The sequence below is a fragment of the Nocardia sp. NRRL S-836 genome, assembly GCF_001279525.1.
Lineage (GTDB): Bacteria > Actinomycetota > Actinomycetes > Mycobacteriales > Pseudonocardiaceae > Lentzea.
The window spans coordinates 1-13,370 of sequence record NZ_LGDY01000025.1 but is presented as its reverse complement, the minus strand read 5'-3'; the positions used below and the strand labels follow the sequence as shown (position 1 = coordinate 13,370).

The 13,370-nt window shown below is 71.1% G+C and carries 14 protein-coding genes and 4 pseudogenes; 11 read left to right on the top strand and 7 right to left on the bottom strand.

What is annotated here, in order from left to right; genetic code table 11:
* The first annotated feature begins 38 nt into the window (after positions 1-38).
* Positions 39-752 (top strand): lysozyme, encoded by a 714-nt coding sequence (locus ADL03_RS05000; RefSeq protein WP_231641533.1) that lies wholly within the window; start codon positions 39-41, stop codon positions 750-752.
* A gap of 3 nt (positions 753-755) precedes the next feature.
* Positions 756-1,274, top strand: coding sequence for a hypothetical protein (locus tag ADL03_RS04995; RefSeq protein ID WP_053732180.1), 519 nt, complete (start codon positions 756-758; stop codon positions 1,272-1,274).
* Here the strand turns inward: ADL03_RS04995 and ADL03_RS04990 are convergent.
* The gene (locus tag ADL03_RS04990) at positions 1,182-1,556 is read right to left on the bottom strand and encodes a hypothetical protein (RefSeq protein ID WP_157527995.1); all 375 of its coding nucleotides are present in this window, start codon (positions 1,554-1,556) and stop codon (positions 1,182-1,184) included. The two genes, ADL03_RS04995 and ADL03_RS04990, sit on opposite strands and share 93 nt — an antisense overlap.
* Before the next feature lie 213 nt (positions 1,557-1,769).
* Between ADL03_RS04990 and ADL03_RS04985 the strand changes: the two genes are divergently transcribed.
* From ADL03_RS04985 to ADL03_RS46560, 7 genes are all read left to right on the top strand, one after another.
* On the top strand, positions 1,770-2,411 hold the full coding sequence (locus ADL03_RS04985; protein ID WP_053732178.1) for a hypothetical protein: 642 nt from the start codon (positions 1,770-1,772) through the stop codon (positions 2,409-2,411).
* Positions 2,411-3,139: a hypothetical protein gene (locus ADL03_RS04980; protein WP_053732177.1), complete on the top strand. Its 729-nt coding sequence runs from the start codon at positions 2,411-2,413 to the stop codon at positions 3,137-3,139. The genes ADL03_RS04985 and ADL03_RS04980 overlap by 1 nt, the downstream gene beginning before the upstream one ends.
* Before the next feature lie 16 nt (positions 3,140-3,155).
* Positions 3,156-4,031: a DUF3152 domain-containing protein gene (locus ADL03_RS04975; RefSeq protein WP_053732176.1), complete on the top strand. Its 876-nt coding sequence runs from the start codon at positions 3,156-3,158 to the stop codon at positions 4,029-4,031.
* A complete protein-coding gene (locus ADL03_RS04970) occupies positions 4,028-5,212 on the top strand; it encodes a glycosyltransferase (RefSeq protein ID WP_053732175.1) in 1,185 nt (394 codons plus the stop codon). The genes ADL03_RS04975 and ADL03_RS04970 overlap by 4 nt, the downstream gene beginning before the upstream one ends.
* A 277-nt stretch (positions 5,213-5,489) precedes the next feature.
* Positions 5,490-5,726, top strand: a complete 237-nt coding sequence (locus ADL03_RS04965) for a hypothetical protein (RefSeq protein ID WP_053732174.1) — start codon at positions 5,490-5,492, stop codon at positions 5,724-5,726.
* A 133-nt stretch (positions 5,727-5,859) separates the two neighbouring features.
* Complete coding sequence (locus tag ADL03_RS04960; protein ID WP_157527992.1) at positions 5,860-6,180, top strand: hypothetical protein; 321 nt, start codon at positions 5,860-5,862, stop codon at positions 6,178-6,180.
* Between the two features lie 342 nt (positions 6,181-6,522).
* Positions 6,523-6,699 (top strand): hypothetical protein, encoded by a 177-nt coding sequence (locus ADL03_RS46560; protein WP_157527989.1) that lies wholly within the window; start codon positions 6,523-6,525, stop codon positions 6,697-6,699.
* Positions 6,700-6,705: 6 nt separating this feature from the next.
* Here the strand turns inward: ADL03_RS46560 and ADL03_RS04955 are convergent, their stop codons facing one another.
* From ADL03_RS04955 to ADL03_RS04935, 6 genes and pseudogenes are all read right to left on the bottom strand, one after another.
* A complete protein-coding gene (locus ADL03_RS04955; RefSeq protein ID WP_053732172.1) occupies positions 6,706-8,229 on the bottom strand; it encodes a glycosyltransferase in 1,524 nt (507 codons plus the stop codon).
* Positions 8,230-8,371: 142 nt separating this feature from the next.
* Positions 8,372-9,138: pseudogene (locus tag ADL03_RS50675) on the bottom strand (hypothetical protein).
* Positions 9,139-9,550: 412 nt separating this feature from the next.
* Positions 9,551-9,820, bottom strand: a pseudogene (locus tag ADL03_RS50440) (DNA ligase); the annotation flags it as partial.
* A gap of 152 nt (positions 9,821-9,972) precedes the next feature.
* Positions 9,973-10,371, bottom strand: a pseudogene (locus ADL03_RS50435) (hypothetical protein); the annotation flags it as partial.
* Positions 10,372-10,607: 236 nt separating this feature from the next.
* Positions 10,608-11,651 carry a TerC/Alx family metal homeostasis membrane protein gene (locus tag ADL03_RS04940; protein ID WP_053732171.1) on the bottom strand — a complete coding sequence of 348 codons (1,044 nt, stop codon included), beginning with the start codon at positions 11,649-11,651 and terminating at the stop codon, positions 10,608-10,610.
* Between the two features lie 143 nt (positions 11,652-11,794).
* Complete coding sequence (locus ADL03_RS04935; protein ID WP_304438793.1) at positions 11,795-12,295, bottom strand: DinB family protein; 501 nt, start codon at positions 12,293-12,295, stop codon at positions 11,795-11,797.
* A gap of 199 nt (positions 12,296-12,494) precedes the next feature.
* Here ADL03_RS04935 and ADL03_RS04930 point away from each other — a divergent pair, with 199 nt between their 5' ends.
* Both ADL03_RS04930 and ADL03_RS48125 read left to right on the top strand, forming a co-directional pair.
* Positions 12,495-12,932, top strand: a complete 438-nt coding sequence (locus ADL03_RS04930; protein ID WP_053732170.1) for an ATP-binding protein — start codon at positions 12,495-12,497, stop codon at positions 12,930-12,932.
* Between the two features lie 234 nt (positions 12,933-13,166).
* Positions 13,167-13,370 (top strand): annotated as a pseudogene (locus ADL03_RS48125) (fasciclin domain-containing protein); the annotation flags it as partial.

The window sequence follows — 13,370 nt, the reverse complement described above, 5'->3', positions numbered from 1 at the left end:
TGGTCCTGAGTGTTCTGTGCCCTGTTCCCGCCCAGGCGGTGGAGCAGGGGTCTGAGGACCACTTCGCAGGCTCGCAGATCGCCAAGCACGAGGGCACCGGCGAAATGCTCATGACACCACCGGAGCTCGCCGCGGGCCAGGTGGAGGGGATCGACGTCAGCAGCCACCAGGGCAACGTCGACTGGGGACACTGGTGGCGGTCGGGCAAGCGGTTCGCCTACATCAAGGCGACGGAGGGCACCGCCTACCGCAACGCGAACTTCACCCAGCAGTACAACGGTTCGTACGACGTCGGCATGACCCGCGGGGCGTACCACTTCGCGCTGCCCGACCGTTCCGACGGCGCCACGCAGGCGCGGTTCTTCGTGGCGAACGGCGGAGGGTGGTCGCGTGACGGCCGCACGCTCCCGGGAACGCTGGACATCGAGTACAACCCGTACGGCGAGACCTGCTACGGCCTGAGCGCCGCCGCGATGGTCAACTGGATCCGCAGCTTCAGCGACACCTACCACGCGCTCACCTCGCGCTGGCCGGTGATCTACACGTCGACGCAGTGGTGGGACAGGTGCACCGGCCGCACCGGTGACTTCAGCTCCACCAACCCGTTGTGGCTCGCCAGGTACGCGGCTGCGGTCGGCCCCATGCCGTTCCAGTGGCCGTGGCACACGATCTGGCAGTACTCGTCCTCACCGATCGACCTCAACGTCTTCAACGGCGGCGCCGACCGGCTCGCCGCCCTGGCAACAGGATGACCCATGGCCATCTCGGCGAGCAGGTCGAACCTCATCTTGCTGGTGTTCCTCGCCGTGGTCTTCGCGGTGTCGTCGACACTCGTGGTGATCTCGGTTGTGCACATCGAGCGGACCGGCCTCACGGTCGAGGGAATCGAGGACGGTGCGGTCCTGACGGCCGCGGCGATGAGCAACGTCCGGATCACCGCACGGGACCCGCGCATCCTCGACCGGGTCGAGGTGCTCGTCGACGACACCGCCGTCGCCACCCGGCGGGAGGGCGACCGGTTGTCGCTCAAGGAGGTCAGACCGGCCGAGGGCAGGCACACCCTGATCGCCCGCGCGCCGAGCGCCACGTCGTTGTCGCTCACGGCCGAGGTCGAGTTCAAGTTCACCGTGGACAACACCTCGGAGCCCTGGCGGGCCGGCCTGCAGGTGGCCCCGGCCGGCCTACGCGGCGCCGGTCCTGGTGACGACCACGGCCCTGGCCAGGTCGGCCGCGCGGTGCATCGCCTCGGCGTACAGCGCCATCAGCCCGAGTGACTCGACGTGGCCGGCGAGCTCGTCCTCGTCCACGGTCGGATCGAGCCGCGCCTCCGCGGTGGCGCGCACGATCGAGGCCGTCGCGGCGCCCATCCGCTGCGAGAGCGCGGCGATGGCACGCATGACGTCCTCGGCGTCGTCCGGGCTGATCGGCACGGGGTGCTCGTCGTCGACGACGACCCACCCGAGCTCAGTGTCCCAGGTGGACGCAGCCGTGCACAGCGCGGCCGTGAACGGTTGCCAGTGCGCGTTCTTCTCGACAGGTGCTTCGTGCTCGCTCATCGCGTTCACCTCCGGCGGATTTCGACCGGGATACCCCGCGAGGTGCGAATTGCGCGGCCACAACGGATGAACCGGAACGCCGATTGATGACACTCCGTGAGGAATTCACTAGAGCGAGTGCTTACGCGGTGGAGAACGACTGGAGAGCCGGGAGGCGGGTACCTGCCACCCAACGACCGGATCACCGCCCGCGTTCGGAGAAAGGACAGGGCAATGGCTATCGACGATCTCCTGGACGAGGGCGCCGAGACCTTCCGCACGAAGTGGATGGGCTACGACCGCGACCAGGTCCACGAGGTGGTGGCCCGGCTGGAGGAACAGCTCGCGGCCGCCTGCACCGACCGGGACGCGGCTCTCGCCACGGCCGAGGACCTCGCCCGCCACCTCGAGGAGGCGCGCTCCGAGCTCACCGAGTACCGGATGATCCACGCCGGGTACAACAAGGACAACGCGGTCTCCGGGTGCATCCGCTACCTGCTGCACGTCGCCAGGCGCAAGGCGCAGGAGATCGAGGACGACGCCCGTGCCCGTGCCGAGGACGCCGTGCAGCGCGCCGAGGAGTCCGCCGGCCGGCACGCCCGCCTGCTCGACGAGACCGAGCAGGAGACCCAGCGCCGGCTGGCCGAGGCGAGCCAGCGTGCGCGCGAGATCGTCGGTGAGGCGCTGGAGCAGTCCCGCGGCATGCTCGCCGACCTGGCCGAACGGCAGCGACTGCTGGACCAGTGGTACGCCGAGGTCGCCGCCGTGTCGGACCTGCCGCTGCCGCGGCGGGCGGAGCCGGCACCGGTCAAGGTCGCACTCGACGCCGCCCCGTCCGGCAGCGAGGACGCCGCCGACACGGCGGAGGTGGCGTGATGACCGCGCTCGCGAACGAACCGCTCGCGAACGAGCTGGTGCAGCACACCGCCGCCACCTGCGTGCTGGTGGACCTGCGCGACTGCGGCGTGGTCGGGGTGCGGTGGGCGGCCGCGTGCGCGGAGTCGCTCGGCGTCGGGCTGGTGGTGCGCGCGGCCGACGAGGACGACCCGGACCACGTGGATGTCGCCGCCCTGCTGTCCGGGCACCCGGACCTGACCGTCCACGTCGAACACCCCGGCCAGCTGCCCGCGCGCTGGGAAGGCGGTCTGGTGGTCATCTCGCGCGCACTTGCCCAGGCCGCACCACCGCTCGCCGGCCGCGACTGCCGTGACGTCGTGGTCGTGGACGGTGTGCCAGCGGCGATCGCCGGTCGCTTCGGTGTGGTGACCGCGGTCGTCGACGCGGTGGGTGGTGAAGGCGTGCTGCACCGGGCTATCACGTTCTGCCGTGCGCGCCGAGCCACCCGCCTGCGGGTGCTGACCCGCCCGTACCCCGGCGTCGTCGACTCGCTCGACGCCGCCGCGGACCTCGTCCACTCCACCTGCCCCGACGTGATCGTCGAGCTGGTGCACGAGACCAGGTCCGTCGACGAGGAGACGCGTTCGCACCCGAGCGACCTGCTCGTGGTGTCCGGCCGGGAGAGGGGCCCGGCGGAAGGACTGCAACCGGGCGCGCTCGCGGCGCTGCACCACGCGCCCTGCCCAGTGCTGTTCAGCTGTTCATGACCGGGGGAGTGACTTGATGTCCATCGGCAGAATCGCCATGTACGTCTTCGCGGCGATGCTGGCCGGGGTGACGATCGGCCTGCTGCGGAGCTGGCCGTCGGACGTGCAGCTGCGCAACGGGGCCGCACAGCCCCAGGTTCCGGTGATCGACACGTACATCTCGGTGCGGCCGGGGAGCTCGTCGCCGCCTTCCTCGGCGCCGTCGTCCTCCGGTGCTACGACGCCGCTCGCGATGGCCAGCCCGGCCGCACCGCGGCCGGGACCCGAGCTGCCGCCCGGTGAACCGGTGCGCGCGCTGGGGGAGGGCTGGTGGCGGACCGTCGCGGGCACGACCGCGCAGGTCGGCACCGGCCAGGTGCACACCTACTCGGTGGAGGTGGAGCAGGGCGCGGTGCCGCCCCAGGCCGAGCAGCCCTTCGCCGCGGCGGTGGACCAGGCCCTCGCGGACCCGCGCGGCTGGACCGCCTCCGGCGACGTCGCCTTCCGCCGCGTCGACGTCGAGGAACCCGACGTGCGGATCCGGCTCACCGCAACGGAGACGGCCCGCTCCATCTGCGGCTACACGCTGCCCTACGACACCTCCTGCTACGCCGGCGGAGTGGTGTACGTGAGCGCGCCGCGGTGGTACCGCGGCGCCCAGTCGTACGCGGGCGACCTGCAGGGCTACCGGAAGTACGTGATCAACCACGAGATCGGGCATTTCCTCGGCCGCGGTCACGAGTTCTGCCCGGCGGACGGCGCACCCGCGCCGGTGATGATGCAGCAGACGTTCTCGGTCTCCAACGACCGGCTGGCCGACATCACCGCCCCCACCCCCCAGGGCCTGACCGTCCCACGCGACGGCAAGACGTGCGTGCCGAACCCATGGCCGAACCCGGAGGTACCCAGGTGAAGATCGCGATGGTCTCGCTGCAGGCGAACCCCTTGACCGCGCTGCGCGACGGCGACGCGGTCGGTCCGCGCCTGCACGTCGCCAAGCTCGCGGAGGCGCTGCACCGGCAGGGCCACGAGCTGACCGTCTACACCCGCCAGACCGACGAGCGCCTGCCCTGCCGGATGCGCCTCGACGACGGGTTCGCCGTCGTGCACCTCCCGGCCGGCCCGCCACGCCGGCTGGAACAGGACGACGTCGTCCCGCACCTCGGGGAGTTCGCCCGGCACCTGCAGGCGTGCTGGACCGACGACGTGCCGGACGTGATCCACGCCCACCAGTGGACGTCCGGCCTCGCGGCCGTGCTCAGCGCCCGGCAGGACGCGCTTCCGGTCGTGCAGAGCTTCCACGACCCCGTCGGTGGTGACGCCGCGGGAGCGGAGCGGCTGGTCGGCCGTGCCGCCGCGGCCGTGGTCGCCACCTCGGGCCACGACGCGGACGAGCTCGTCAAGCTGGGCGTGCGCCGGCCCGTCGTCTCGACCGTGCCGTGGGGCGTGGACACGGAGCTGTTCACGCCGACCGGTCCGGCCGCCGCGCGCGGTGCGATGTCCCGCGTTCTCACGGTCAGCAACCTCGGCCAAAGCGCCGGCGTGGACGACCTCATCAGCGCTCTGCCCGGGGTGCTGTGGACCGAGCTGGTCGTCGCCGGCGGGCGGGACGGCGCCGAGGTGGACCGGCTGCGGGCGGTGGCGGCCGACCACGGCGTGGCCGACCGCGTCACCTTCCTCGGGCACGTCCCGCACTCGGAACTGCCGCCGCTCTACCGTTCCGCGGACGTCGTGGCGTGCCCCCAGCGGCACGAACCGTTCGGTGTCGTGCCACTGGAGGCGATGGCGTGCGGTGTACCGGTGGTGGCGTCGGCGGTGGGCGGGCTGGCCGAGAGCGTGGTGCACGCCGCGACCGGACTTCTCGTTCCCCCAAGGGAACCGGCCGTGCTGGCGCGGGCGCTGCGGTCGTTGCTGCGCGACGACGTGCGGCGCCAGGAGCTCGGGTTCGCCGCACAGGACCGGGCCCGCGTGCGGTACGCGTGGGACCGCGTGGCGCTGGAGGTGGCGTCGGTCTACCAGCGCGTGCTGCCGAGCCCGCCGGTGCCGCGGCGCCCGGTCGTGCTCGACCGCCGGGAAGAGGGTGCCGGCGTGTGAGCGACACGCCCGGCGCCGTCGTCGATGCACAACACCACCACTTCGGAGCCCGGTCCGGCTCGCGAATCACATCGGGCCAGCTTAAATGCGTGAAAACTGCTAAACGCCGACTCCTGCGGACCACCCAATAGTGTGATCAAGTGGTGGTATTCACACCAAAGCGTGATGTCGGATTTTGTGCCGCGAAGGTATTTCGATACGGTTCTCGCGGAGTTGCGGCCGGTATCAACTGAACGGCTCAGGTCCGATTGAAATACCATCACTCAAGGAGATTCACGTGCTGAAGAAGGCAGGGGCGGCCGTCGCTATCGCGGGCGCATTCCTCGGTTTTGGCTCGCAGGCACTGGCCGACACCCCTGATCTCGACATCACCGAGCAGGTCGGTGTCGCGGACCTGAACGACTCCGAGGTCCTCAGCGACCTCAATGTCTGCTTCATCGACGTGAACGTCATCGCGGTGCCGGTGCTGTCGGACAACGACAGCGGCCTGTGCGGAAACCCCGACGACAAGTGATGTGAGGCGGCGCAGTCGCGCCGCCTGCAGCGGTGAGCACGGAGTTGTGGCGGGGGTGCCGGGCTCCGGTCCTCTCGCCGGTACGTGCAGATCGTCAAACCTCGTACGTCAAGCCCGAAAGGAACGATTCTTCATGCTGAAGAAGACTGTTGCTGCTGCCGCTGTCGGTGCCGCTCTCATGCTGGTCGGCACGCCCGCGTTCGCCGGAGAGGCCGACGAGTTCGGCGACATGATGGCGCTCGCCGCGCAGTACGAGCACAACCACCAGGTTGGCCTCGTCAACATGGAGGACTCCGAGATCCTCAGCGACATCAACGTCTGCCACGTCGACGTGAACGTGATCGCGGTGCCGATCCTGTCGAACAACGACAGCGGCCTGTGCGCGAACCCGGACACCGAGATCAACGAGGCGCAGACGCACAACCACCACCACTCGCACGGCGACGACGACTGAGACCAGTCGACACCGGCCTGACCGCGCCTCGGTGCGGTGCCCAGGTCTGATCGTCGCGTGACGTTCGGAAGGTCGTCTCCGTCCCCTCGGTCGAAGGGGGAGAGCCGGGCGAACGTCGTGAGCGTGGTCAACAGGCATGTGCCGCCGTGTTTCCGAGCACGGCGATCTGCCACCCCACAGCGCCCGGCCGGTACACCCGGCCGGGCGCTGTGCTGCGTTTGGTCACTGCGTGCTGTTACCGCCACCACGATGTGGGTGAAAAAATATCTCGTAAATCACCTGATCATGCGATTTCAGTTCGCTGTGCACTTTCTGTGACATTTTGTCGCCACAATCTTCTGCATGAGTGGTACGCCGATCTTCGACGAGCTGTACGCCAAGTACGTGGCGGGCGCAGCCGCTGCCTCGGGAGCCGTCGCGACGTGCCCCGCGCCCCCGGCCGGTGCGGAGCAGCCGCGGCAGGACCAACCCGCGGCGCAGTACACCGGCAGGCACCAGACGCTGGTCTGGCCGAGCTGACCCGGCTCAGCCGACCACTCGTCCGGGACCGCATCCGGCCACGAGGCGTTCGTAGACCGCGGCAGCCTCTTTCGCGACCCGGTCGAGCGAGTAGCGCGCCACGACCCGGTCACGCGCGGCGATGCCGAGCTCCTCGCGCCACGTCCCGTCGGCCAGCAGCCGGCGCAGGACACGGGCCAGTACGCGTGGCTTGCCCGCGGGGACGTGCACGCCGGTGACGTTGTGCACCACGACGTCGGTCAGCGCGCCGACCGCGGTGGTCACCACCGGGACACCGCAGGCCATGGCCTGCAAGGCAGCGACACCGAACGGGTCGCACCACGGCACGCACACCACGACGTCGGCCGAACGCACCAGCGCGGGCAGCCCGGCGGGCGGCACCACGCCGGCGAACACCACCCGGTCGAGCGCGCCGAACTCGTCCGCGAGCTTGCGCAGCCCGGCGATCCGGTCGCCCCCACCGACGACCACCAGCTCGGTGTCGTCCATCGTGGACACCGCGGCGACGGCGTCGGGGAACCCGTCGTGGCAGGTCAGCTCACCCGTCGCGACGATCCGCCGCAGTGCGTTGCGCGGGGCGGCGGGCCCGTCCGGGGTGAACAGGCCGGTGTCCACGCCGCACGGCACGACCGAGACCCGCGTCCGGCGCACCCCGAGCCGCCCCAGCTCCGCGGCCTCCTGGGCGTTCGACGCCACGATCCACGACGCCCTGCGCGCGGCCAGCGCCTCGGCGTCGGTCCGGTAGCCCGCCCGCCCGGTGCCCAGCGCGTTGTAGGTGTGCACGACCGGAACCCCGACCACGTGTGCCGCGATCACCCCGGCCAGGCCGGACGTCCAGTGGTACGAGTGCACCACGTCCGGCGGCCCGGCCCGCCACTCCCGCACCAGGAACTCGGCGAACTCGCCGAGGCGGCCCGCGACCTCTTCCTCCGGCAACCGGCACGCGGGCCCGGCCCGCACGTGCACGACGTCGTAACCGGCGTCGGTGCGCACCCGGTCGGGAGCCGAAGGATCATCCTTTCGGGTGTAGACCACCACCTCGTGCCCGAGCCTGGTCAAGGCGGTCGACAGCTGTGCGATGTGCGCGCCCTGGCCGAAGCCGGCGCCGAGCGGGCTCGCGTGCTCGGACACCAGCGCGATCTTCACCCGGTGGTGTGCCGCGGGGCTCACGCAACGGACCGCGTCGCGCAGCGTCTCGTGCCGGGTGACGACCCCGGTGAGGCCGCTGATCTCCAGTGTTCGCACCACGTTCGGCCCCGGAGCGACCAGGTGCAGCGCAACGCCGCGGTGCACCGCCCGGTCGTGCACGTCGAGCAGCGCGCAGACGTCGGACGAGCCGAAGAACTCGACCTGGCCCAGGTCCACCAGCAGGGCGGAGGGCCCCAGTTCCACCTGCGCGATCAGTTCCGCGGCCAGCGCGGGAGCGGTGCGCACGTCCACCTCACCCGCCACGGCGACCACCGAGATCCCGTCGCGCGTCACCGCGTGGACCGCCCAGCCGTCAGGCGCGTCGTGAACCGGGTCCGGCATCTCGGGTGCTCCCTCGCGACGAGGTCCGGTCACCGAGCTGCGTGCTCAACTCGACTGCAGGCCAACAGGTTCACGACCGTAGGGCCTAACGGGTGCGCCGACAACTCGGTCCCCGACCGGGTGCCGGCGTCGCGCTGCGGGATCAGCCGGGCAGTGCCGCGCGGTGCCGCCCGGCCGGTGCGAAGAGGTCGCCGAGGGCCTGGACGCGGTCGAGCACGTCGTCCGCGGTGAACGTCAGCTGCTCCGGTTTCCGGCACCCGCGCACCTCGTCCCAGGTGGCCGGGGTGGCCGCGGTCGGCTCGTCGCGGCCGCGCAGCGAGTACGGCGTGATGGTGGTCTTGGCCGGGTTGTTCTGGCTCCAGTCGATGAAGACCCGGTTCTCCCGGTGGGCCTTCGTCATGGTCGCCGTCACGAGCCCCGGCGTCTCCCGTTCGAACGCCACCGCGACGGACTTCGCGTAGACCGACGGGGACCTCGGGTCGGCGGTGTCGATCCCCGCGTAGACCTGCAGGCCCTTCGACCCGACGTCGTCGCCACCGGGTCCGGTCCGTCGGCGGCCAGCACGTCGTGCAGCCGCTCGGCCACCCGGCAGCAGTGCACGACCGTGGTGCCCGGCCCGGGGTCGAGGTCGAACACCAGCCGGTCCGGCGGGTTCCGCGCGCCGTCCGCGACGGTCCACTGTGGAACGTGCAGTTCGAGCGCGGCGAGGTTGGCCGCCCACACCAGCGCGGCCAGCTCGGTCAGCAGCGGGTAGTTCACGACCTCGTCGGCGCCGCGCCGCGACCCTCCGCCGCGCAACGGCACGACCGGCACCCACTCGGGTGCACCCGAGTCGGCGTTCTTCTGGAAGAACCGCTGCCCGTGCACGCCGTCGGGGAACCGGACGAACGTGACCGGCCGGTCGCGCAGGTGCGGCAGCAGGACCGGCGCGATGCGGGTGTAGTAGGCGATGACCTCGCCTTTGGGTGGTGCCGTCGGGATAGAGGACCTTGTCCAGGTTGGACAGGGTGAGCGTGCGTCCGCCCGCGTTGACCGCGACCCGGTTGCCCGTCTCCGGCGGGGCGACCGCGGACGTGGGCCGGGCAGGAGCGGATGCGGGAGGTCTGGGCGTGGACCGGGCGGTCACAACCGATGTCGTCCTGGGACGGATGGCTGCGGACGACGTGCTCCTGGACCGTGTTGCCGCGGGCGGGGTGGCCTCGGGCTGGGCGGGCGGTGGGCTGGACCGGCCAGGCCGTGGTGCGATCACCTCGGCGGGGTCGCGGTCGTCGCGCAGGCCGCGCCACGCGGTGTGCCGCAGCCGGCCGTCGGTGCCGCGGGTGAACTGCCGGAACCGCACCTCGCCGACCAGCACCGGCTCCACCCACCTGGCTCGGACTACGTCCTCGCGCGGGGGAGTGGCCGCGAAGGGGTGGCCGGGCCGTTCCAGCGGTCGCAGCCGATCGCGGAGCAGGTCGCGGTCCTGGCGGGTGAAGCCGGTGCCGACGTCGCCGAGGTGGACCAGCTCGCCGGTGTCCGGGTCGTGCGCGCCGAGCAGCAGGCCGCCGACCGTGCCGGTGAACCCGCTCTGCCCCGGCCGCCACCCGCACACGACGACCTCCCACGTCTGCACGAGCGGGTGCTTGCACCAGAAGTCGGGCCGCTTGCCGGGCAGGTAGGGCGAGTCGAGGCGCTTGGCGACGAGCCCTCGTGACCCTGCGCGGCCACCCGGTCGAGCAGTCGCGCGGGGGTCAGGCGCTCGGCGGCCAGCTCCTCGGCGGTGAACGACGGCACGACGGCGACGCGGAACGGGTCGGGCATCGGCAGCTCGGTGAGCAGGCGCCGCCGCTGCTCGTACGGCTCGTCCAGCAGCAGCCGCCCGTCGAGCTGCAGCAGGTCGAACGCCAGGAAGCGGACCGGGACGTCGGTGAACGGCTCGTCGCGCCGGGCGGTGCGGTGCTTCTGGAACTGGCCGCGGCGTTGCTGCAGCAGGCCGAAGTCGATCTGGCCGGACTCGTTGTAGACCACGACCTCACCGTCGAGCACCGCGGCACGCCCTCGCGGCGCCGCGGTGAACACCTCGGTCAGCTCGGCGAACTCGGCGGTGAGGTCGAGACCGTTGCGGCTGGTCAGCATGGTCGTGCCGGTCGCAGCGATCCGCATGGCGACCCGGTAGCCGTCCAGCTTGTACCCGTAGGCCCACTGCGGCCCCTCCCGCAGCCGGCCACCGTCCGGCTTGGCCAGCATGGGTCGATCCACGCGGGAACGAAGTCGTGTGCGGCGCGCACGGCGACCTCCGATCCCTGGGGTGTTGCCCAGTCGCCAGGAGTCCGAAGGTAACCCGAACGGCCTAGTCGTGCTCGCCGGTTCAGCTCATGCGGTGGAGGGGGTTTGGAACGTCAGCGGCGGCGTGCGGGGCGTTGCTCCCGCTCCTCGCGGCCCGCGGCGGCCCGGCGGGTGCGCAGGGAGCCGGGGCGTGCCTTGGCCGACGGGTCGCGCCTGGTCTTGACCAGGCTGGCGACCGTGACCACCGCCAGGACCACGGCGATCACCACGAGGCTGAGCAGCGTGGGGATCTCCGGGACGCGGTCGTCGACGTCCTCGTGCGCCCACTGCAGGATCAGCTTGACCCCGATGAACGCGAGGATCACCGACAGCCCCGCGGACAGGTACACCAGCCGGTCCAGCAGGCCCTGCACGAGGAAGAACAACGCCCGCAGGCCGAGCAGGGAGAAGGCGTTCGCCGCGAACACGACGTAGGGCTGGGCGGTGATGCCGAAGACCGCCGGGATCGAGTCCAGCGCGAACAGCAGGTCGATGGTCCCGATCGAGACCAGCACCACGAACAGCGGCGTGACCATGCGCCTGCCGTCGTGGCGGGTGACCAGGTCACCGTTCACGTAGTCGTCGGTCACCGGCAGGACCCGGCGCGAGGTCTTGACCACGACGTTGTCCTCGATGTCGGGGTCCTCGTCGCGGTGCCGGTACAGCTGCACGGCCGTGTAGATCAGCAGCAGGCCGAACAGCAGGAACACGAAGGTGAACAACGACAGCAGCGTGGCACCGAGCGCGATGAAGATCGTCCGCATGACCAGCGCGAGCACGATGCCGAACGTGAGCACCTTGTGCTGGTGCTCGTCCGGCACCGCGAACGTCGACATGATGATCACGAAGACGAACAGGTTGTCGACCGAGAGGCTCTTCTCGACCAGGTAGCCGACGAAGTACTCCGAGCCCGGCCCGGTGCCGTAGTGCAGCAGGAACCACACGCCGAACCCGAGGGCGACCGCCACGTAGAACACCGTCCACGCGGTCGCCTCACCGAACCCGACGTGGTGCGGGCGCTTGGCCGCGACCACGAGGTCGACGGCCAGCAGCAGCACGATGAAACCGACCGTCAGCGCCCAGGTGAGGAAGCTGATGTCGAGCTGCTCGGCGCTCATGGGCAGGCCACTTCTCGCTCGTCCATGCCGCTACGGGTTCCCGTTCACCGGCGCCGGTGAACACTTCGGCCGTCCGAACAGGAGCGCCTGCCCATTTCACCCGATCGCCGCAGCCGTGCGGCAACGGAGAGACGCGTTCGGCGTTACGGCAGCAGTCCGCGGACGAAGGCGGCCTGCCCGGCGTGCTGCAGGTCGTCCTCGATCACGCTGACCAGCCGCACCGCGCGGGTCACCGGCGGGTCCCACGACTCGTCGACCACAGTGGACAGCTCGGCGGCCTTCAGCTCACGCAGGTAGGAGGCGGTGCGTTCGTGCACGGCCCGGTGGTAGCCGAGCAACAGCTCAGCCGGCGCGACCACCGCGGCGACCTGGCCGGAGTCGTGGCCGTAGCCGGTGTCCGCGACGGGCAGCGGCAGGTCGAACCGTTCGGCCCAGCCGTCGGCGACCCAGGCCTGGTCGGTGCCCGCCAGGTCGGCGACGTGGTCGTCCTGCACGCGGGTCAGGTGCCAGACGAGCCAGGCGATCGAGTTCGCCGAACCGCCCACCCGCTGCACGAGCTGGTCGGTGGACAGGCCGTCCAGAACCCGCGTCACCGCCTGCTCGACCCGGTCGAAGCCGTCCAGCAGCACGTCCGTTGCGCTGATCTCGCTCATGGTCCGGAATACCCCCGTGGCGCGCGCGTGCACATCGCGTCTCGTGCGGCTGGTCACAGGTCGCTCCCGGGGTTCCTGGTCCGGTCCTCGGCGAACCTGCCGGTGGCCGGTAGGGCCGCCGAAACGCGGGGGAGTAGCGTCGGTGCCGCCGCACTGCCGACCAACCAGTGCGGCAGGGCGGAGATCCACCGTGACCAGAACCGGAGAGCACGCCCAGCCCTGTCTCCTGGACGTCCGGCTGGACAGGGACACCGACCTGTCCGTTCTGCGCGGCCAGGTCGACACGGCTCTCACCGACCTCGGCCCCGACCACCGCTACGACGTCGTCCTCGTGGTGAGCGAGCTCGTCCGCAACGTGGTCGACCACACCGCCGGACCGGGACAACTGCGTCTCGCGCGCAGCCGGAACCCTTGCCAGATCACGGTCGAGGTGGACGACGCGTCGTGGCTCGAACCCGTGCGCGGCAGATCGCGGCTCGGTGAGCACCGCGGGCGCGGCCTGGTGATGGTGCACACCCTGTCCTGTGACTGGGGAACGCGGTTCAGACTGGGCGGCAAGACGGTGTTCGCGCAGCTGCGGTGTGGCGGGGAGGGCATGGCTGCCGCCCTGTGTCCCGAGGCGGGGTGACGATGTCGTTGCCGCGCAGCACAATCCCGGTTCTCTCCGGTGTGGCGTGGAAGCGGTTGGTAACGAACGGGTAACCGCACCCATCCGTTCGTCCAGGGGTGCCGAATCACCGGCAACAACCGTTCGGCAACCCCCTGGAGATGTCCTGTCATGAACAAGACCGTCCGCAGCACCGCCCTGGCCATCGGCGCCGCTTCGCTCGCCCTGTTCGGCGCAGCGTGCGGCTCGGGCGACATGGCGAGCGGCAGCAGCTCCACCACCGCCACCACCCCGGCGACCTCGACCGCTCCGTCGTCCTCGTCCGCGATGGCGGACCCGGCCCGTGACCTGGTCGGTCCCGGCTGTGCCGACTACGCCAAGCAGGTCCCGTCCGGCTCCGGTTCCGTGTCCGGCATGGCCGCCGACCCGGTCGCGGTCGCCGCGAGCAACAACCCGCTG

What these genes read in the sequence shown, in the direction of transcription:
- ADL03_RS04995 (WP_053732180.1), top strand. Translation starts at nt 756, where the DNA reads ATGGCCATCTCGGCGAGCAGGTCGAACCTCATCTTGCTGGTGTTCCTC.
- ADL03_RS04990 (WP_157527995.1), bottom strand. Translation starts at nt 1,556, where the DNA reads ATGAGCGAGCACGAAGCACCTGTCGAGAAGAACGCGCACTGGCAACCG.
- ADL03_RS04985 (WP_053732178.1), top strand. Translation starts at nt 1,770, where the DNA reads ATGGCTATCGACGATCTCCTGGACGAGGGCGCCGAGACCTTCCGCACG.
- ADL03_RS04980 (WP_053732177.1), top strand. Translation starts at nt 2,411, where the DNA reads ATGACCGCGCTCGCGAACGAACCGCTCGCGAACGAGCTGGTGCAGCAC.
- ADL03_RS04975 (WP_053732176.1), top strand. Translation starts at nt 3,156, where the DNA reads ATGTCCATCGGCAGAATCGCCATGTACGTCTTCGCGGCGATGCTGGCC.
- ADL03_RS04960 (WP_157527992.1), top strand. Translation starts at nt 5,860, where the DNA reads ATGCTGAAGAAGACTGTTGCTGCTGCCGCTGTCGGTGCCGCTCTCATG.
- ADL03_RS46560 (WP_157527989.1), top strand. Translation starts at nt 6,523, where the DNA reads ATGAGTGGTACGCCGATCTTCGACGAGCTGTACGCCAAGTACGTGGCG.
- ADL03_RS04955 (WP_053732172.1), bottom strand. Translation starts at nt 8,229, where the DNA reads ATGCCGGACCCGGTTCACGACGCGCCTGACGGCTGGGCGGTCCACGCG.
- ADL03_RS04940 (WP_053732171.1), bottom strand. Translation starts at nt 11,651, where the DNA reads ATGAGCGCCGAGCAGCTCGACATCAGCTTCCTCACCTGGGCGCTGACG.